The sequence below is a fragment of the Mycobacterium sp. NGS35 genome, from assembly GCF_059812855.1.
Genome location: NZ_JCALDL010000004.1, coordinates 157,824 through 176,104, shown reverse-complemented (window position 1 = coordinate 176,104; position 18,281 = coordinate 157,824). Strand labels below are relative to the sequence as shown.

17 protein-coding genes and 1 pseudogene are annotated in these 18,281 nt (G+C 66.3%); 15 read left to right on the top strand and 3 right to left on the bottom strand.

Annotated elements, in window-relative coordinates; all coding sequences use genetic code 11:
- Position 1 precedes the first annotated feature (1 nt).
- From AC5Y4C_RS09960 to AC5Y4C_RS09930, 7 genes are read left to right on the top strand one after another with little or no spacing between them, the layout of a single operon-like run.
- A complete protein-coding gene (locus AC5Y4C_RS09960; protein ID WP_499962588.1) occupies positions 2–1,354 on the top strand; it encodes an LLM class flavin-dependent oxidoreductase in 1,353 nt (450 codons plus the stop codon).
- 17 nt (positions 1,355–1,371) lie between these two features.
- The gene (locus AC5Y4C_RS09955; protein ID WP_499962586.1) at positions 1,372–2,187 is read left to right on the top strand and encodes a coniferyl-alcohol dehydrogenase; all 816 of its coding nucleotides are present in this window, start codon (positions 1,372–1,374) and stop codon (positions 2,185–2,187) included.
- Complete coding sequence (locus tag AC5Y4C_RS09950) at positions 2,187–3,176, top strand: cyclase family protein (protein ID WP_499909112.1); 990 nt, start codon at positions 2,187–2,189, stop codon at positions 3,174–3,176. Before AC5Y4C_RS09955 ends, AC5Y4C_RS09950 begins: the two co-directional genes overlap by 1 nt.
- Positions 3,177–3,182: 6 nt before the next feature.
- Positions 3,183–3,797: an NADPH-dependent FMN reductase gene (locus AC5Y4C_RS09945; protein WP_499909110.1), complete on the top strand. Its 615-nt coding sequence runs from the start codon at positions 3,183–3,185 to the stop codon at positions 3,795–3,797.
- Between the two features lie 3 nt (positions 3,798–3,800).
- Complete coding sequence (locus AC5Y4C_RS09940; RefSeq protein ID WP_499962584.1) at positions 3,801–4,667, top strand: alpha/beta fold hydrolase; 867 nt, start codon at positions 3,801–3,803, stop codon at positions 4,665–4,667.
- Complete coding sequence (locus AC5Y4C_RS09935) at positions 4,660–5,475, top strand: SDR family NAD(P)-dependent oxidoreductase (RefSeq protein WP_499962582.1); 816 nt, start codon at positions 4,660–4,662, stop codon at positions 5,473–5,475. The genes AC5Y4C_RS09940 and AC5Y4C_RS09935 overlap by 8 nt, the downstream gene beginning before the upstream one ends.
- Complete coding sequence (locus AC5Y4C_RS09930; RefSeq protein WP_499909103.1) at positions 5,475–6,299, top strand: SDR family oxidoreductase; 825 nt, start codon at positions 5,475–5,477, stop codon at positions 6,297–6,299. Before AC5Y4C_RS09935 ends, AC5Y4C_RS09930 begins: the two co-directional genes overlap by 1 nt.
- Before the next feature lie 16 nt (positions 6,300–6,315).
- Here AC5Y4C_RS09930 and AC5Y4C_RS09925 read toward each other — a convergent pair whose 3' ends face one another.
- On the bottom strand, positions 6,316–7,287 hold the full coding sequence (locus AC5Y4C_RS09925) for an enoyl-CoA hydratase/isomerase family protein (RefSeq protein WP_499962581.1): 972 nt from the start codon (positions 7,285–7,287) through the stop codon (positions 6,316–6,318).
- A gap of 99 nt (positions 7,288–7,386) precedes the next feature.
- Between AC5Y4C_RS09925 and AC5Y4C_RS09920 the strand changes: the two genes are divergently transcribed.
- The 8 genes and pseudogenes from AC5Y4C_RS09920 (at position 7,387) to AC5Y4C_RS09885 (ending at position 15,955) form a co-directional block, all read left to right on the top strand.
- Positions 7,387–8,184, top strand: a complete 798-nt coding sequence (locus AC5Y4C_RS09920; protein ID WP_499962579.1) for a TetR/AcrR family transcriptional regulator — start codon at positions 7,387–7,389, stop codon at positions 8,182–8,184.
- Positions 8,181–8,375 carry a ferredoxin gene (locus AC5Y4C_RS09915; protein WP_499962577.1) on the top strand — a complete coding sequence of 65 codons (195 nt, stop codon included), beginning with the start codon at positions 8,181–8,183 and terminating at the stop codon, positions 8,373–8,375. Before AC5Y4C_RS09920 ends, AC5Y4C_RS09915 begins: the two co-directional genes overlap by 4 nt.
- A gap of 10 nt (positions 8,376–8,385) precedes the next feature.
- A complete protein-coding gene (locus AC5Y4C_RS09910) occupies positions 8,386–9,627 on the top strand; it encodes a cytochrome P450 (protein WP_499962575.1) in 1,242 nt (413 codons plus the stop codon).
- A gap of 42 nt (positions 9,628–9,669) precedes the next feature.
- The gene (locus AC5Y4C_RS09905; RefSeq protein ID WP_499962573.1) at positions 9,670–10,839 is read left to right on the top strand and encodes an amidohydrolase family protein; all 1,170 of its coding nucleotides are present in this window, start codon (positions 9,670–9,672) and stop codon (positions 10,837–10,839) included.
- Positions 10,836–12,071, top strand: a complete 1,236-nt coding sequence (locus AC5Y4C_RS09900) for a M24 family metallopeptidase (RefSeq protein ID WP_499962571.1) — start codon at positions 10,836–10,838, stop codon at positions 12,069–12,071. The genes AC5Y4C_RS09905 and AC5Y4C_RS09900 overlap by 4 nt, the downstream gene beginning before the upstream one ends.
- The gene (locus AC5Y4C_RS09895; RefSeq protein ID WP_499962569.1) at positions 12,061–13,200 is read left to right on the top strand and encodes a M24 family metallopeptidase; all 1,140 of its coding nucleotides are present in this window, start codon (positions 12,061–12,063) and stop codon (positions 13,198–13,200) included. Before AC5Y4C_RS09900 ends, AC5Y4C_RS09895 begins: the two co-directional genes overlap by 11 nt.
- 10 nt (positions 13,201–13,210) lie before the next feature.
- Positions 13,211–13,519: pseudogene (locus AC5Y4C_RS09890) on the top strand (enoyl-CoA hydratase-related protein); the annotation flags it as partial.
- Between the two features lie 27 nt (positions 13,520–13,546).
- A complete protein-coding gene (locus tag AC5Y4C_RS09885) occupies positions 13,547–15,955 on the top strand; it encodes a CaiB/BaiF CoA transferase family protein (protein WP_499962567.1) in 2,409 nt (802 codons plus the stop codon).
- On the opposite strand, the gene AC5Y4C_RS09880 is transcribed toward AC5Y4C_RS09885, so the two are convergent.
- Positions 15,956–17,023, bottom strand: a complete 1,068-nt coding sequence (locus AC5Y4C_RS09880; RefSeq protein ID WP_499962565.1) for an NAD-dependent epimerase/dehydratase family protein — start codon at positions 17,021–17,023, stop codon at positions 15,956–15,958. It lies immediately after the preceding gene.
- Positions 17,024–17,090: 67 nt separating this feature from the next.
- The gene (locus AC5Y4C_RS09875; protein ID WP_499962563.1) at positions 17,091–18,161 is read right to left on the bottom strand and encodes an NAD-dependent epimerase/dehydratase family protein; all 1,071 of its coding nucleotides are present in this window, start codon (positions 18,159–18,161) and stop codon (positions 17,091–17,093) included.
- Positions 18,162–18,281 lie beyond the last annotated feature (120 nt).

Genomic DNA, 18,281 nt, shown 5'->3' with positions numbered 1-18,281 from the left:
CATGAAGATATCGCTTTTCTACGAGTTTCCCTTGCCGCGGCCGTGGGCGCCGGACGACGAGCACAAGCTGTTTCAAGACGGGCTCGACGAAGTGGAGCTGGCCGACAAGGCCGGCTTCTCCACGGTGTGGCTGACCGAGCACCACTTTCTCGAGGAGTATTGCCATTCGACGGCGCCGGAGATCTTCCTGGCCGCCGCCAGTCAGCGCACCAAGAACATCCGCCTGGGCTTCGGCATCATGCATCTTCCCCCGGCGGTCAACCACCCGGCGAGGGTGGCAGAGCGCATCGCCACACTCGATCTGCTGTCCAACGGCCGCGTCGAATTCGGCACCGGTGAGTCGTCGTCCGTCGGCGAGCTCGGTGGTTTCGGGATCGACCCGGCAGACAAGCGTGCCATGTGGGAGGAAGCCCTCGAGGTTGCGATTCGCTGCATGATCGAAGAGCCGTTCAGCGGGTTCAAAGGCCAGCACGTCGAAATGCCGCCCCGCAACGTGATCCCCAAGCCGTTGCAGAAGCCTCACCCGCCGGTGTGGGTGGCGTGCACCCGGCCGGCGTCGGTGCAGATGGCCGCCCAAAAGGGCTTGGGCGCACTGAGTTTCGCCTACACCGGCCCCGGCCCTCTCGCCGAACGCGTCAACGGCTACTACAAGGAGCTCGAGGAGAACGGCGTTCCTGTCACGCCGCAGGTCAACCCGAACATCCTCGCCATCGGCGGCGACCTGTCGATGATGGTTGCGCCGACCGACGAGCAGGCCGTGCAACGCCTAGGCAAAGGCGGCGGATTCTTCGCGTTCGGAATCATGCACTACTACATGACCGGAATGCACACGCCCGGTCGGACCGGCGTCTGGAAGCGGTACCTCGAGGAGATCGAGAAGGATCCGACGGTCGCGTACGGCCCGGGCCGCGGGGCAATCGGAAGTCCCGCGACGGTGCGTGAGTTCCTGCGCGGCTACGAGGAGAGCGGGGTCGACGAACTCATCTTGCTGCTGACACCGCGCACGCACGAGGCGACGATGGAATCGATCGAGCTGATGGGCAAGGAGGTGTTGCCGGAGTTCATCGAGCGCGACGAGAAGGCCAGGGCCGAGAAGGTCAAGCGACTGGAACCGATCATCGAGAGGCTCGAAGCGCGCCGGCCTGCCGCCACCGCTCCGGAGTTCGACGAGAGTTATGCATTCGGAGGACTGCCCACCGGCCGCAACAGCTATACCGCCAACGAGGTGTCGTTGGCGATGGACGAGATGACCGCCGGCATCGAGGAGGCCGCCAAGAAGCTCAAGTCAGGGGAGGGCTGGACCAGCAGAAACCCGGATGCCGATACCCGGACCCGCAAAGGACAACAGGTCTAGTGCAAAACTCGTGATCGATGGAAGAAATCGAGCAGCTGTGGCGCTACGACGGCAAGCGGGTCGTCGTCAGCGGCTGTGCTTCTGGGATCGGTGAGCACGTCGCGCGGCAGCTGTCACAGCTCGGGGCGGAGGTCGTCGGCCTCGACCGGCATCGGCCGGCCCTGCAGCTCAAGGAGTTCCACGAAGTCGACCTCGCCGAACCGGTGTCGATCGACCGTGCAGCGTCGGCGGTCGGCGCCCACGTCGACTCGCTGTTCAACGTCGCCGGCGTGTCGTCGGGCATCGGCAACCCGCTGCTGGTCACCACGATCAACTTCCTCGGGACTCGCCATCTCACCGAGGCGCTGTTGCCCGCGATGCGCGCCGGCTCGTCGGTCGTGTGCGTCTCGTCGCTGGCCGCGGCTGACTATCTGGACCACCGACAGGCCACCGCCGGGCTGGTGCGGACGAGATCGTTCGAGGACGGGCTGGACTGGTGCCGGCGCCACCCGGAGGAACTGGCCGACGGGGGATACCGGTTGTCGAAGGAAGCGATCATCTTGTACTGCATGACCAACGCCGCCCCGCTGGGCGCCCGGGGCATTCGCATCAACTGCACCGCGCCCGGGGTGACGGAGACGCCGATCCTGGACCAGTTGCGCGCGTCGTACGGGCAGGCGTACCTCGACACCATCGCCAAGCCGTTGGGCCGGGTGTCGGGGCCGTCCGAACAGGCGGCGGTGCTGGTGTTCCTGAACAGCGCTGCCGCCAGCTACATCACCGGTCAGGTGCTGTGGGTTGACGGCGGCAACGTCGCCAGCCGCATCGCCGCCACCTTGGCAGGACGCGAATAGTGGCCACTCTCAACGACTTCCGCCGCATCGCCGACGACGTGCGCAACTGGGGCCGCTGGGGTGACGACGACGAGCTGGGCACGCTGAACTTCATCACCGCCGAGAAGGTGCAGCAGGCCGCCAGTCTGGTCAAACACGGCAAGGTGTTCCCGCTCGGCGTCGACTTCGGCTCGTCGGGTCCGCAGGGCGCATTCCACTACCGGCCCAACCCGCTGCACGTGATGACCGTCGACGGCGGGGACGCCCGCACACTGGTGGAGTACGGGCCCAAATGGTTGCGAAACCCGACGGCCGTGCAGTTGAGCGGCTACGCCGAGAGCGGGCCGATGCGATTCAACGACGACATGATCATCATGCCGTTGCAAGCGGCCACCCAGTGGGACGCGCTGTCCCATGTGTATTACGACGACCAGCTCTACAACGGTTTCCCGGCCAGTTCAGTGACCAGCCTGGGAGCGTTTCACTGCGGCATCGACAAGGTCGACGTCAAGGGCATCACGTCGCGCGGCGTCCTGCTGGACATCGTGCGGCTGCGCGGTGTCGCGACGTTCTGTGAACTGGGCGATCCGATCACACCGGAAGAGCTCGACCAAGCGGCTCGCACTCAGGGCGTCACCGTGCAACGCGGCGACATCGTGCTGGTCCGAACCGGTTGGTGGGCAAGGTTTCTCGAAACCGGCGACGGATCGGAGCCGGGAGCCGGTCTGGATTGGCGCTGCGCGTCGTGGATGCACGACCACGACGTCGCGGCGGTGGCCGCCGACAACCTGATGGTCGAGGATCCCGTGTCCGGTGTCGACGGCGCGATCCTGCCCATGCACATGCTGTGCCTTCGCGACATGGGTCTGATGCTCGGCGAGTACTGGAACCTCACCGCGCTGGCCGAGGACTGCGCTGCCGACGGCGTTTACGAATTCCAGCTCGTCGCACCGCCGTTGCGTGTTACCGGAGGCGTCGGGTCTCCACTCAATCCGATTGCGATCAAGTAGGTGGACATGACGGCAAGCTCAACAACCGCCAGCGGAACCTTCGACGACGACCGGCGTAGGCCCCTCATCGTGGGGCTCGGTGGCACCCTGCGGGCGAACTCGTCGACCGAGCGGGCATTGCGGTACTGCCTGGAGGCGGTGGAGCGGCAAGGCGGCCGCACGAGGCTGTTCTGTGGGCGCGACATCGATTTGCCGATGTACGCGCCGCACGAACTGTCCCGCACACCGAAGGCCGCAGAGCTGGTCAACGCGCTGCGTGACGCGGACGCGGTAGTGGTGGCCTCGCCCGGCTACCACGGCAGCGTGTCGGGGTTGATCAAGAACGCGTTGGACTACATCGAAGATCTGCGGGAAGACGAGCGGGTGTACCTGGACAACACGCCGTGGGGATGCATCACATGCGCCTATGGCTGGCAGGCCGCCGTCGGCACGCTCACCCACCTGCGCAGCATCGGGCACGCGTTGCGCGCGTGGCCTACCCCGCTGGGCGTCGCGATCAACTCAGCGGACAAGATTTTCGACGAGAACGGCGAGTTGATCGACGAGACCATCAAGAGCCAGCTCGAATTGATGGCCACCCAGGTGCTGACCTTCGCTCAGTCCGCCGGCGGGGCGAGCTGAGCAGTGCCGGCGCAGCGCAAAACCGTCGACGTCGGTGGGCTTGCCACCAGTTATCTCGAAGCCGGACAGGGCGATCCGGTGGTGCTGCTGCACGGCGGCGAATTCGGGGCGAGCGCCGAACTGGGCTGGGAGCGCAACATAGGCGCCTTGGCCGAGCGTTACCGCGTGCTGGCCCCGGACATGCTGGGTTTCGGGCAGTCGGCGAAGGTAGTCGACTTCACCGACGGGCGCGGCATGCGGATCAGGCACATCGCCCGGTTCTGCGCCGAAGTGGGCGCCGCGTCAGCACATTTCGTCGGGAACTCGATGGGCGCCATCAACCTGCTCGTCGACGCGACGTCCGACGCACCGGTGCTGCCGGCCCGCAGCATCGTCGCGATCTGCGGCGGCGGGGACATCGAGCGCAACTCCTACGTCGATGCGCTGTACGAGTACGACGCGACATTGGAGGGCATGCGCCGCATCGTCGAGGCACTGTTCTTCGACCCGTCGTTCCCCGCTGACGACGACTACGTGCGGCGGCGCTACGAGTCGAGCATCGCGCCCGGTGCATGGGAAGCGCTGGCGGCGGCCAGATTTCGGCGTCCCGGGCTCGAGCCGCCGCCGTCGCCGTCGAGTGCCCGTGCCTACGAGCGCATCGCGGTGCCCACGCTCGTCGTCGAAGGCGGATGCGACAAGCTGCTTGCCCCGGGCTGGGCGGCGAAAATCGCCGATCAGATTCCGCACGGCCGATCCGCGGTGATCGAGGCCGCCGGTCACTGCCCGCAGATCGAGCAACCCGAAGTGGTCAACTCGCTTCTTCTGCAGTTCTTCCGCGAGGCAAGCAAGTTCGGTGTACCGGCCGACGCGAAGGGACAGCGCGATGAGTAGCGACCTGGCGGGGAAGGTGGCCATCGTCACCGGCGGTGCCTCAGGACTCGGGTATGCCACCGTGGAGAAATTCATCACGGAGGGGGCACGAGTGGTGATCGCCGACCTCGACGAAGACAACGGTGCGGCGTTGGCAGACAAATGTGGCGACCAAGCCGTGTTCCGGCGCGTCGACGTGTCCGACGGCGAGCAGGTGAGCGCATTGGTGACGACCGCCGTTGACACGTTCGGCGGTCTGGACATCATGGTGAACAACGCCGGAATCCCGAGCCGGATGCACAAGAGCCTGCTGCACGACGATTTCGGGGACTTCCAGCGAGTGATGGCCGTCAACCTGCTGGGTGTCATGATCGGAACCCGCGAAGCCGGCAAGCACATGTCGCAGCACGGCGGCGGGTCGATCGTCAACGTGTCATCGATCGGCGGCATCCAGGCCGGGGGTGGGGTGATGACGTACCGAGCGTCGAAGGCTGCGGTGTTGTACTTCACCAAGTGCGCGGCGATCGAACTGGCCCCGTACGGAATTCGCGTCAATTGCCTTGCGCCGGGCAGCATTCCGACACCCATTCTCGCGGCGTCGGCCAAGCAGTTCAGCGAAGAGGCACGCGAGGCGTTCGTCAAGGCGTCGCGACAGAGGATGCGGGACAACCGGCCGCTGCAGCGCGAAGGCACACCGGAGGACGTGGCCGAGGCGGCACTCTATTTCGCCAGTGACCGCTCGGCCTACGTCACCGGCACCGTGTTACCGGTCGACGGCGGCACCGTCGCAGGCACGCCGATTCGGCGCCGGCTGAAAGGAGATGGGTGATGACATCGTCCGTCGTTGTCGTCATCGGCGTGGGCGGCATGGGCGACGCGATCGCCCGGCGGCAGGGGACCGGCCGCACCGTGCTGCTCGCCGACTTCGACACCACTGCGCTGGACGCTGTGGCGTCGAGCCTTGAGGGTGACGGGTACGACGTCGTGGCCCAGCGGGTCGACGTCGGTGACGCGGACTCGGTCGCCGCGCTCGTGAACACCGCAGCGTCCAAGGGAGCGGTGAGTCAGGTCGTCCACACCGCGGGTCTGTCTCCGGTGCAGGCGAGCGTGGAAGCCATTCTGCGCGTGGACCTCTACGGTGTCGCGGCGGTATTGGCGGCTTTCGGCGACGTGATCGCACCGCAGGGGACCGGGGTGGTGATCGCCAGCATGGCGGGCCACATGCTGGGAGAACTTCCGCCGGACCAGCAGAAGGAGCTGGCCACCGCACCCCCGGACCGGCTGCTGACGCTTCCCTACCTGCAATCCGACCACATCTCGCAGCCAGGACACGCCTATGCGCTCGCCAAGTACGCAAACCGCCTGCGTGTCATGGCCGAAAGCGTTCGATGGGGCAAGCGCGGCGCCCGGGTGAACTCCGTCAGTCCCGGGGTGATTTCCACGCCGATGGGACGCGCCGAACTCGAAGGAGAAAGCGGCCAAGTCATGCGCGCGATGGTCGACGCGTCCGGAACGGCGAGGGTCGGTACGCCGTTCGACATCGCGAACGCGGTGGCGTTTCTCCTCGGCCCGGAATCGTCGTTCGTCACGGGGACCGACCTCCTCGTCGACGGCGGGGTCGTCGCGGCGATGAGGTCCGGCGCCCTCGGGTGATTCGTTGTCAAGCGGGTTATGGTTTCTTGCGCCCGGATCGGCTGAGCCGCCACTCCGGCGGGAAGTTGAGGTCGTTGTCCTTGACCACGTTGTTGAGGCCCTTGCCGAATGTCCCTTCGGTGAGGTCGACTTCGTCGTCCTGATCATTGGCGATCAACGGCAGCATTCCCTCGATCATGCCGGTCAGCAGACTGCCGAAGTATTCGCCCTTGTACTGCTTGTACAGCTCCAGAAACGTCTTCTGCACCGCAACCGTGTCCGTCGGGCGCGAACGGGAGCACGCCATCGCGTACTTGAGTGTCTCGTCCTCGAGCTTCTCGCGCGGCACCACGCTGTTGACGAAGCCGCAGTCGTACATCTCCTTGGCGCTGAAAGGCCTTCCGGTGAACAACATTTCGGAGAACTTGCGCAATCCCATGGTCTCGGCCCACCACCACAGCCGAGGTCCCCAGCCGACGTAGCGGAATGCGGGGTGACCGAACAGGGCGTCGTCGGAGGAGACCACCAGGTCCGCGTCGGCGGCCTGATAGAAGTGCCAGCCGTAGCAGTAGCCCTTGGCTTCGACGATGCTGATCTTGCGCAACTCTTGAAGCGGCCGATTGCCTGCGCGGGCTTTCGCGTAGAAGTCGGTGACGGTGGACAGATAGCGGTACGAGCCGCCCGGCGGGTATTTGACTTTGTCGTCGTTGATCGCGAGCTCGTGCAACAGCGGCATGCCCGGGTTCTCCAGCATGTCGCGCTGCTCGGGTAGGTCGCCGCCGCTGCCGAGATCATCGCCCTCGCCCCGGATGACGACGACTTTCACCTCGTCGTCGACGTTGCACTTGTGGATCAGGTCGGCGTAGTTGTGACGCATGCCCAACGTGGTGGAGTTCTGCGCCTCCGGGCGGTCGAAGGTGATGTAGGCGATCCTGTTCTCGACGTCCTTCTCGAACTTGATGTATTGAGCGGCTTCGCGCTTCATCTCTTCGTAGTCGTAATCAGGCATATCCCTCTCCGGTCAGATGGTTTGCGTTGACGTCGTCGATGTCGTCGATCTCGGCGCATGCGGCGGGAGCCGCCGTCAGTGTCTCAGCGTCGGCTGCCCATGCGGGCTGTTTCTACTCTCCGCTTAGCACGCGAGAGCTCGGCTGCCCACCCGTTAAATCAGTCGCTTGACTTAACTGGGCGGGCGTGCTGGACTGAGCGCCATGAGTACCGCCTCGCGGGCGTCGTCGCGATGACCACGGCCAGAGCGCTGCGCAGTGATCGCGCCAACGGCACCCGCGAAGCGATTCTGACTGCCGCGGAGCGGCTGTTCGCCGAGCACGGCGTATATGCCGTGTCCAATCGTCAGGTCAGCGAGGCTGCGGGCCAGGGCAACAACGCCGCGGTGGGCTACCACTTCGGCACCAAGACCGATCTGGTGCGCGAGATCGAGCACCGGCACCGCGTGCCCATCGAACGGCTCCGCGAGCAGATGGTCGCCGAGACCGGCGACTCCGCCGAGCTGCGCGACTGGGTGGCGTGCCTGGTGTGCCCGCTCACCGATCATCTCGCCGAGCTCGGCAACCCGAGTTGGTATGCGCGGTTCGCCGCACAGGTGATGGCCGACCCTGCTTACCACAAGATCGTCGTCAAGGACGCGCTCAGCTCGCCGTCGCTGGTGCAGGTCATCGGCCGGATCAACCGCTGCCTTCCCGACCTTCCCAAACACGTACACACCGAACGCAGCGTGATGGCGCGAAACCTGTTGATGCACACCTGCGCTGAACGGGAACGCGCGATGGCGGAGAACGCGCCGCTGGCGCGGCCGGGCTGGCAGGCGGCCGCATCCGGTCTTATCGACGCGATCGTGGGCCTGTGGCTGGCGCCGGTGACGAACACCGGGAGGCGGGGACGATGAAAGTTGTTGTCGATCATGACAAGTGCGTGTCATCAGGCCAGTGCGTGCTGAACGCAAGCACCGTGTTCGACCAGCGAGATGACGACGGGGTGGTGGTGCTGCTGACCGAGCACCCGCCTGCCGATCAGCAAGAGAACGCCCGCAAGGCGGCCGCCGCGTGTCCGGCGCAGGCCATCGCCATCGAGGAATGAGAACAGTGCCATGTCTGACACGCTGACCGCGACGGCCGCCGGCACGACCGCCGAGATTCCCGACTACCCGATGGAGCGCTCGCCGGCGTGCCCGTTCGCTCCGCCGCCAGGAGTTCGCGAACTCGCCGCCCGAAAAGGATTGAGCAGGGTCAAGATCTGGGACGGCAGCACACCGTGGCTGATCACCGGCTACGAGGAGGCACGCACGTTGTTCGCCGACTCGCGGGTGAGCGTCGACGACCGGCGCCCCGGCTTCCCGCACTGGAACGAAGGCATGCTCGCCACCGTCCACAGGCGGCCGCGGTCGGTGTTCACGTCCGACGCCGAGGAGCACACCCGCTTTCGCCGCATGCTGTCCAAACCGTTCACGTTCAAGCGCGTCGAGGTTCTGCGGCCGGCGATCCAGAAGATCACCGATGACCACATCGACGCAATGCTCGCCGGGCCGCAGCCGGCCGATATCGTCACGGCGCTCGCGTTGCCCGTCCCGTCGCTGGTGATCAGCGAGATGCTCGGGGTGCCATACGAAGACGCCGGGTTCTTCCAGCAGCACGCCAACATCGGGCTGGCCCGCTATGCCACCGCCGAGGACACCGCGAAAGGCGCTGCGGGACTTGCCAAGTACTTGGCCAATCTGGTGCAAGCCAAGATCGACAACCCCGCCGAGGACGCGGTATCCGATCTGGCCGAGCGGGTCAAGGCAGGCGAGCTGAGCGTCCGGGAGGCTGCTCAGCTGGGCACCGGCCTGCTGATCGCCGGCCATGAGACCACCGCGAACATGATCGGGTTGGGCGTGCTGGCCCTGCTCGAACACCCGGACCAGCTGGCGGTCATCCGCGACACCGACGACGCAGGCGTGGTGGCGGCCGCGGTCGAGGAGCTGATGCGTTACCTGTCGATCATCCAGAACGGGCAGCGGCGCGTCGCCGTCGAGGACATCGAGATCGGCGGCGAAGTCATCAAAGCGGGCGAGGGCATCATCATCGACCTCGCGCCGGCGAACTGGGATCCCAAGGCTTTTCCCGAATCCGACAAGCTCGATCTGCGGCGGTCCGACGCCGCACAATTGGGGTTCGGATACGGCCGGCACCAGTGTGTCGGCCAGCAGCTCGCCCGCGCGGAGCTGCAGATCGTCTTCGCCACGCTGTTCCGGCGGGTTCCGACGCTGCGGCTGGCCAAGCCGATCGGCGAAATCCCGTTCAAGCACGACCGGCTTGCATACGGCGTCTACGAACTGCCGGTCGTCTGGTGATCCGGCGACGTTCCTGAGGTTTCGACAACGGAGGTCAAGCAGATGTCCCCTTCAACCACCGCCACGTTGTATCCACCGGGCGGTTTCGGCGCGCCCAAGGACCGCCGGGGCCACGCGGTCGGGTCCGTCGGTCTTCCCGAAGGTACCGAGGTGTTTTCGGCGGACAACCACATCTCGCTGGCCGACGACATCTTCTACGAGCGCTTCCCCGACGACCTCAAAGACAAGGCGCCGCGGATCTGGTACGAGGACGGCGCCTACATGGTCGGCCGCAAGGGCCAGAACTTCTTGCCGGGTGACTTCAGCCGCGTGCTCATGCAGTACGACGACCTGCCGGGCGCGGCCACCAAGGACATCCAGGCGCGAATCCGCGAACTGCACGAAGACGGCGTCGACAAGGAGCTCGCGTTCCCCAACGCCGTGCTCGCGTTGTTCCACTTCCCCGACAAGCAGATTCGGGAACGTGTGTTCCGCATCTACAACGAGTACATCGCCGATCTTCAGGAGCGGTCCAACGGTCACTTCTACGGCGTCGGACTGATCAACTGGTGGGATGCCAACGGCACGCGCCGCACGCTCGCCGAGCTGAAGTCTTTGGGACTCAAGACTTTTCTGATGCCGGTCAATCCCGGCAAGGACGACGACGGCAACGTGATCGACTACGGCAGCACCGCGATGTCACCGGTATGGGACGAGATCGAAGAAGCCGGCTTACCGGTATCGCACCACATCGGCGAGACTCCGCCGAAGACGCCGTGCGAGTTCAACAGCGTCGTCGTCGGCATGATGATCAACGTCGACGGCTTCCGCGAGGTGTTCTCCAAGTACATCTTCAGCGGCATTCTCGACCGGCACCCCAAACTGCGGATCGGCTGGTTCGAGGGCGGGATCGCTTGGGTGCCATGGGCTTTGCAGGATGCCGAACATCTGCTGGCCTCATATCAGCACATGTTCAACCACAAACTCGAGCATGACATCCAGTACTACTGGGACACCCACATGAGCGCGTCGTTCATGGTCGATCCGCTGGGACTGCAGTTGATCGACAGGATCGGCGTGAACAAAGTGATGTGGTCGTCGGACTATCCGCACAACGAGAGCACGTTCGGGTACTCGGAGAAGTCGCTGGCCGCGGTCGTGGAGGCGGTGGGGCCGCAGAACGCCGCGCAAATCTGCAGCGGCAACATCAAGGAGTTCCTGGGTCTCGCATGACCACCTCCGTCTCCCCGGCGTCGTCTGGCTTGCAGATTCCGGTCGAACCGGACTTCGCGCGGATGTACCGGGAAACCGGCGCCCGGCTCCGGTCGGCGATGGCCGACAGCGGTATCGACGCGCTGCTTCTGCTCGGCAACGGCAACGTCGTCTACGCGACCGGGGCCGCCTGGCCGCTGCTGGACGCCGGTCTGTCGCATGTCGAACGGCCGGTCGCCATCGTGCTGGCCGCCGACGAGCATCCTCACCTGTTCATGCCGTTCCGGGAAGGAGCCTCGTTCGGGTCGCAGGTTCCGGCCGATCACCTCCACCCGCCGCTCTACCTCGAATTCGACGAGGGTATCGAGCATTTGGCGCGGGTGCTGGCCGAGCTCGTCCCGCCGAAAGCGACGATGGCGGTCGACGAGCTGACCGGTGCGATGCGTCGCGCAGCCGGCAGGCTTTTTCCCGGCGGCGCGCCGTCGGACGCGGCGTCGGTGGTGGGGGCAGCCAAGCTGGTCAAGACCGTCGACCAGATCGCTTGTATTCGCACCGCGTGCCGCATCACCGAGCAGGCGGCGGCCGAGGTGCATAAGGAGTTGGTGCCGGGGGTACGGCAGATCGACCTCTCGGCGAGGTTCGTGCGCCGCGCCTTCGAACTCGGCGCCACCACCAACATGCTCGAGGCGATCTGGCAGGTGATGCCCGGCACCAAAGCCGACGGCGTCTGGACCACCCACGGCGACCTCGCGCTGCCGCTGCTCACCACGGAGCGAGCGCTGAGGAAGGGCGATGTGCTCTGGACCGACGTCAGCATCACCTACGCCGGATACTGCTCGGACTTCGGCAGGACCTGGCTCGTGGGCGAGCAGCCGACGCCGCGGCAGGCCGAGCAGTTCCACCGGTGGCGGCACGTCCTCAAGGCGGTCCTCGACGTGACGAAAGCCGGCGCGACGTCAGGAGACTTGGCCCGAGCAGCGATCGCCGCCAACGGCGGGCGCAAACCGTGGTTGCCGCATTTCTACCTGGGCCACGGCATCGGCACCAACGCGGCCGAAACTCCGATGATCGGCACTGACCTCGGCGAGGAGTTCGACGACAACTTCGTGTTCCCGGCCGGCATGGTCCTGGTGCTGGAGCCGGTGGTGTGGGAGGACGGCACCGGCGGTTACCGAAGCGAGGAGATCGTGGTCATCACCGAAGACGGCTGGATGTCGCTCACCGACTACCCGTATGCGCCGTATGGCGACTGAGATCCTGCCCGATGCGCGGGCATTGCGGATCAGCCGCCGAGAGCGGGCGTTCGCCGCGATGGCGGCCCACGACCTCGACGTGCTGGTGTTGGGTCGACAAGCCAACGTCCGGTATTTCACTGGGGCGCCTCAACTTTGGGTGGCGGGTACGCGGCCGTTCGGACCGATCTGCACTGTGGTCCGCGCCACCGGTGAAATCTATCTGAACAGCACCTGGGACGAGGGGATACCGGACGACATCCCACACGACCACCTGTATGGGCTGGCGTGGAACCCGATGACGTTGATCTCCGTGCTGCAGCGCCTCGACGGTGCGAGCAGCGCACGCAGGGTCGGAACAGACGCGCTGTCACCGACTTTCGCCAACCTGCTTCCGATGGCTTTCCCCCAGGCGGAGATCGTCGACGGCGAGTTGGCGATGCGAGCCGCGCGCAGGATCAAGACTGCCGAGGAGATCGCTGCCGTTCGTTCGGCCTTGCGGGTCGCTGAAGACGGGCTGGCCGCCGGTGTGGCCGAATTGCGGCCTGGGATCAGCGAAAGGTCCTTGGCCGGTGCGCTTCTGGAGGCGATGGCGGCGGGCGGCGTGAGCACCCCCGCCACGCAGGACGCGGCGTGGGTGACCTCGCGTGAACATCCGTGGCGGCGGGCCCGTGGTGACGGCCGCGTGCAGGCCGGCGACCTGGTGGCCTTCTCGGCCGGGGTACTGGCTGACGGTTACGTCGGCGAGGTGGGCCGGACGTGGCCGGCTGACGGCGACGACGCCGAGCCAGTCCGTCACCTGTATCGGCGCTCGAATGCGTTGTGGGACAGACTCATCGACGCGTGCCGGCCCGGTGCTCCGGCCGCCGATCTGCTCGCCGCGTACGAGGCGGCCGGTGAGCCGCTGCCTCCCATGCCCGTCGCTCACGGCCTGGGGCTGGGGTTCGATCCGCCGGTGGTGACCCCGCACCTGTCGCGAACCGCCGCGCAGGAGCGCCTGCAGCCGGGAATGGTGCTGGCTGTCACCGGTTACGTCTTCGCCGAAGGCATCGGCGCGGTGTACCGGCGCGACGCGGTGCTGATCGGCACCCACGGGCCGGAGGTGCTGACGTCGAGCCCGTCGTACGGCGCCCGTGTCGGATTCAGCTGAGGACCACCCGATGCCGGATAGGCCGCCCCCCGAACAGATCATCCTCTACGACAAAGATCCGGCGACCAAGATCGCGACGATCACGTTCAACCGCCCGGAGTTCCTCAACGCACCCACCACCGCCGCGCGGTTGCGTTATGCCGACCTTCTGCACGGTGCCACTGTCGACGACGACGTCAGAGTCGTGGTGATCCGCGGCGTCGGCAACGACTTCGGCAGCGGTGCCGACCTTCCCGTGGTCATCTCGTCGGAGGACGCGCTGTTCGGCCACCCGTCGTTCCGCTATTACGGTTGGGGACCGCGGATGTGGACCTGGGTGCCCAACCGCCAGCGGAAGGACTGACGGGTGGTGTCCCAGAACGCCCCACTGGGCGGGCTCGTCGTCGTAGAACTGTCCACCGGTATCGCAGGCGCCTACTGCACGAAGCTTCTCGCCGACGCCGGCGCGACAGTAATCAAAGTGGAAGCACCGCAAGGTGATTCGCTGCGGCAATGGACGGCGTCGGGGGCGGCGATCGACCCCGGCTCCGACGGTGCGCTGTTCACGTTCCTGGCGGCCGCCAAGCACAGCGTGGTCGTTGACCCCGACGACGCCGCCGACGTCGGCCTGCTCCGCGAGTTGCTCGCCGGCGCCGACGCGGTGGTGTGGTCGCGCGGGTCGCCGGTCGCCGAACTGCCCGCGTTCGCGCCGTCCGAAATCCGCCGAGCGCACCCGCATCTGACCGTCACCTCGATCACGCCGTTCGGCCTCGACGGACCGTGGCATGACAAGCCGGCAACCGAGTTCACACTGCAGGCGTGGTCCGGCGGGATCATCGGCCTCGGCCGCGGTGCCCCGGACCGGGCACCGGTATACGTCGGCGGCCGAGTTGGTGAATATCTGGCCGGGGCGTATGCGAGCGCTGCGACGCTGTTGTCGCGCATCGGCGGGCGTAGGGGAGAGCTCATCGACCTGTCGATGCTCGAGGTGGACATCCTGGCGCTCACCTACTACCCAGTGACGTTTTTCGAGATGCTCGGCCGGCCGTGGCGCACGGAACGCAAGCTCACGGTCCCCGGGATTGCCGCTGCCAAGGACGGTTTGGTGGATTTGGGCTGCGGAACCGCGCAGCAGTGGTTCGACCTGTGCGTGATGATCGGCCACGAGGAGTGGATCGACGAGGAGTCGCCGCTGTCGATCACCGAGCAGGCCAATGAGAGGGCCGCCGAAATCTACGAGTGGGTGAGAAACCACACCGTCGACGAGATCCGGGAACTGGCAACGGCTTTCCGCATCCCCAACGCCCCCGTGGCCAACGGCGCCAACATCGAGTCACTCGAGCACTTCCGGGTCCGCGGATCTTTCGTGGAAAACCCGCGCGGCGACTTCCACCAGCCTGGCCATCCTTACTGCATGCAGCCGCAGGTCTTGCGGCCCCCGGCGGCCGCTCCGCGACTCGGTGAGCACACCGAGCACTATCGGCGAAACACCCCCGACCGCCGCGTCAACCGGCCGCCCGCTGACGAGTCGACGGACTTGCCGCTGCGCGGTATTCGCGTGCTCGACATGACCACGTTCTGGGCAGGACCCTCCTGCACCCACATGCTGGCACTGCTCGGCGCCGACGTGATCCACGTAGAGTCCACCCGGCGCCCCGACGGCACCCGTCTCATCGCTGGCGTGCCGGTCACCGAGGAGAACTGGTGGGAGAAGTCGCCGATCTTCTCGGCGCTGAACACCAACAAGAAGAGTGTGACGCTCGATCTGCAACGCCCACGCGGACGGGATATCCTGCACCGGCTCATCGCCGCGTGCGACGTGTTCGTCGAGAACTTCACTCCCCGGGTGATGGATCAGATCGGCCTGAATTCCACTGTGCTCAAGCGCATTCGGTCAGAGTTGATCGTGCTGCGGATGCCCGGCTTCGGCCTCGACGGGCCGTGGCGCGACAACCCCGCGTTCGCCTACGCCATCGAGGCGGCGGCTGGACTGAGCTGGCTGACTGGATATCCGGACCGCCCACCCTACGAGCCGTATTCCGTGGGCGACCCGAACGCGGGCGTGCACGCCCTCAACGGGCTGCTGCTGGCACTGGAGCACCGCCGCCGAACCGGTGAGGGCATGTTGATCGAAGCGTCGATGGTGGACGCCGCGATCAATGTGTCTGCCGAACAGGTCATCGAGTACACCGCATACGGCGCGCTGCTGCAGCGGGCCGGCAACCGCGGGCCGACGGCCGCGCCGCAGAACCTCTACGCCACATCAGACATCGACGAGTTCGGCCGCGCCGACTGCTGGGTCGCGGTCGCGGTTGCCACCGACGACCAGTGGTTGCGACTGCAGCAAGCCATGGGTAACCCCGCGTGGGCGGCGAACCCCGACTTCGACACCGATGCCGGCCGACGCGAACACCACGACCTCATCGACAAGCACCTTTCCGCGTGGTGCGCCAAACAGTCAGGCGACCGGATCGTCGAGCTGCTCTGGGAAGCGGGAGTGCCAGTGGCCAAGGTCATTCAGCCCCATCGGCAGACCGAACTGCCGCAGCTGGCGTTCCGGCGTTTCTTCGAGGAGGTGTCGCATCCCGTCAACTCGGCCGCGCCGCACAGCACGTTGCCGATGCGATTCTCCAGCGGCCCGCACCGGTTCCACCGGCGGCCCGCTCCGTTGCTGGGTGAGCACAACCATGAGGTGCTGTCCGAATTAGGTTTGAGCACAACCGAAATCGACGAGCTAGAGGCGATCGGAGTGATCGGCCGAGCGCCCGCGAGATGATCACGAGACGAGCCTGTCCAGTCCTGGCTCGCCGAGCTTCGAGCGGATGACGCCCCACGGATCGGCGTATTGGCCCGGCCAACCGCGATAGGCGTGACGGCGTCTCACGTACCGTCTCACGAGTGGCGTCATGAGCCGCGCAGGATACCGTTTCCAGCCAGTGCGTGCTCGCATCTCGGCGAGCATGCGGGGCCACGAATAATGCTGGAACGCCAGCAGTTTCTGTCCGCGGCTGGGGTCCATCCAGCAGTTGGGGTACCAGTCGTCGCTATTCGGATCGCCACGGCGGCCACCCGTGAGCACCCCGGGGAATCCTCTGGCCGCCACGCTGTCGTTGCCCACGTCGCGGTAAGTGAGGCGGTGAGTTTCGTCGCCCGCCACCGGCAGGATCTCCCCCACGACATCTGCAGTGGTCGCCGCTGCGATTGCGGTGGCGACGTCGCGGGTGTCGACGGTGTGCACCCGCCCATCGGTCGGCAACAGTGTCGTGAGGAACAAGGTGTCCGCGTCGAACGGCGCTTCGGCCGGATCGGCGCTGATCACCCCGCCGAGCCGCAGGATCACCCACTCGAGTTGCGACGCGCGCACCAGGTGCTCGGCTTCGAGCTTGTGACCGCCATACAACTCGCAGGGGCGTGGTGGTGTGTCGGCGTCGACCAGATCGGTGATGCGGTACGGGTTCGGCCCGCCGTAGACCCCAGCGCTGGACGCCTGCACGAAGCGCGGTGGCCGAGGCAGGGCTTGGGCCGCCCGCAACAACGACGCCGTGCCGTCCACGTTGACTCTGCGGGCGAACCCGGCGTCGCGATACACCGCCGGCGGTATGACCGCAGCTAGGTGGACGATCGCGTCCGGCACGGCCTCCGCAACGACGCGCTCGATGGCGCCCGGATCCGTCAGATCGGCCCATCTCGCTTCGATTCCGGGCGCAAGTCGCTTGGCCGCCTTGCGATTAGCGGCACCGCCGCGGGCGGTGGCGACCACGTGCCGGCCCTGCGCGGCCAAGGTTCTGACTGTCGTGCGCCCGACGAGACCGAACGCTCCTGTGACAAGCACCGTCTCGGACATGGGCCGCCTCTTTGTGTCGCCGACCCGGATTATGACATTCAGCGACGACGCCGAATGAGCAATCGCATCAGGACTTCGCGGTGTCCAGCGCTGGGTCGCCGATCCGCGCGCGAATGGCCGCCCATGGGTCGGCGTAGCGGCCCGGCGACTTGTAGTAAGCCCCTTTGCGTTCCACGTACATTCGGGCGAACGGAGAGATCAGCCGCAGCGGGTAGCGTTTCCAGCCGGTCTGCGCGCGCATCTCGGCCAGCATGTCAGGCCACGAATGGTGCTGGAACGCCAGCGCCTCTTGCGCCGGGGCGGTGTCCATCCAGTCGGTGATGAACCAGTCGTCCTCGCTGTCCGGATTGCCCGGGCGGCCTTCGGGCAGCACGCCGACGAATCCGCGTGCTTCGGCGAGCGCGCGGCCGACCTGGCCTTGCCTCAGCCGGTGCGAATCGTCTCCGGCGATGAGAAAAACTCGACCGACGACGTCGGCGGTCACGGCCCTCGCGAATGCCGTGGCGACGTCGCGGACGTCGACGCCGTGAAATCGTCCGTCGCTGGGCAACGTGCTTTCGAAATACAGCGCCTCGGATGTGAACGGCAGGGCCTTCGGGTCCACGCTCATCACGCCGCCCAATCGCAGCACGACCCATGGCAACTGGGATGACCGCACCAGCTCCTCGGCCTCGAGCTTGTGGCCGCCGTACAGTTCCGTCGGCCGGGGTGGCGTGGTGGCGTCGATGGGATCTGGATGCAGATGCGGGTTACGCGACCCGTAGACCGCGTTGCTGGACGCCACCACGAAGCGGGGGGGAACCGGCTGCGCTTCGGCCGCGCGCACCAACGCGTTGGTGGCGTCCACATTGACCAGACGCGCACGCGCGCGGTTGCGGTAAATCGGTGGCGGGATCACGGCGGCCAGGTGGATGATCGCGGCGGGCGCCACCTCCGACAGCAAGCGGTCCACCGCGGCGGCATCGGTCAAGTCGGTCCACCGCACGCTCACCCGCGACGGCAGACTCTCGGCCCGTTTTTGGTGGACCGGGGTCTGCAGATCGACGGCGACCACCTGCCGTCCCTCGGCGGCCAGCCGCTTGACAGTCTCAGAGCCGACGAGGCCGAAGGCGCCCGTGACGACCACCGTGTGGGACATGGGCCTCCTCCGGCCGGTTGCGGTGATTATGCCATTCTCAAAAATGAAAGTAACATATCCGCAGCGTGGAGCACTCTAATAGGGTCGAAACCGCATGTGCATCGACGAACGCGACGAAGC

Bases quoted from the DNA above. Each gene is read 5' to 3' on its own strand.
- AC5Y4C_RS09960 (WP_499962588.1), top strand. From the start codon at position 2: ATGAAGATATCGCTTTTCTACGAGTTTCCCTTGCCGCGGCCGTGGGCG.
- AC5Y4C_RS09955 (WP_499962586.1), top strand. From the start codon at position 1,372: ATGGAAGAAATCGAGCAGCTGTGGCGCTACGACGGCAAGCGGGTCGTC.
- AC5Y4C_RS09945 (WP_499909110.1), top strand. From the start codon at position 3,183: ATGACGGCAAGCTCAACAACCGCCAGCGGAACCTTCGACGACGACCGG.
- AC5Y4C_RS09935 (WP_499962582.1), top strand. From the start codon at position 4,660: ATGAGTAGCGACCTGGCGGGGAAGGTGGCCATCGTCACCGGCGGTGCC.
- AC5Y4C_RS09930 (WP_499909103.1), top strand. From the start codon at position 5,475: ATGACATCGTCCGTCGTTGTCGTCATCGGCGTGGGCGGCATGGGCGAC.
- AC5Y4C_RS09925 (WP_499962581.1), bottom strand. From the start codon at position 7,287: ATGCCTGATTACGACTACGAAGAGATGAAGCGCGAAGCCGCTCAATAC.
- AC5Y4C_RS09920 (WP_499962579.1), top strand. From the start codon at position 7,387: ATGCGGGCTGTTTCTACTCTCCGCTTAGCACGCGAGAGCTCGGCTGCC.
- AC5Y4C_RS09915 (WP_499962577.1), top strand. From the start codon at position 8,181: ATGAAAGTTGTTGTCGATCATGACAAGTGCGTGTCATCAGGCCAGTGC.
- AC5Y4C_RS09910 (WP_499962575.1), top strand. From the start codon at position 8,386: ATGTCTGACACGCTGACCGCGACGGCCGCCGGCACGACCGCCGAGATT.
- AC5Y4C_RS09905 (WP_499962573.1), top strand. From the start codon at position 9,670: ATGTCCCCTTCAACCACCGCCACGTTGTATCCACCGGGCGGTTTCGGC.
- AC5Y4C_RS09900 (WP_499962571.1), top strand. From the start codon at position 10,836: ATGACCACCTCCGTCTCCCCGGCGTCGTCTGGCTTGCAGATTCCGGTC.
- AC5Y4C_RS09895 (WP_499962569.1), top strand. From the start codon at position 12,061: ATGGCGACTGAGATCCTGCCCGATGCGCGGGCATTGCGGATCAGCCGC.
- AC5Y4C_RS09880 (WP_499962565.1), bottom strand. From the start codon at position 17,023: ATGTCCGAGACGGTGCTTGTCACAGGAGCGTTCGGTCTCGTCGGGCGC.
- AC5Y4C_RS09875 (WP_499962563.1), bottom strand. From the start codon at position 18,161: ATGTCCCACACGGTGGTCGTCACGGGCGCCTTCGGCCTCGTCGGCTCT.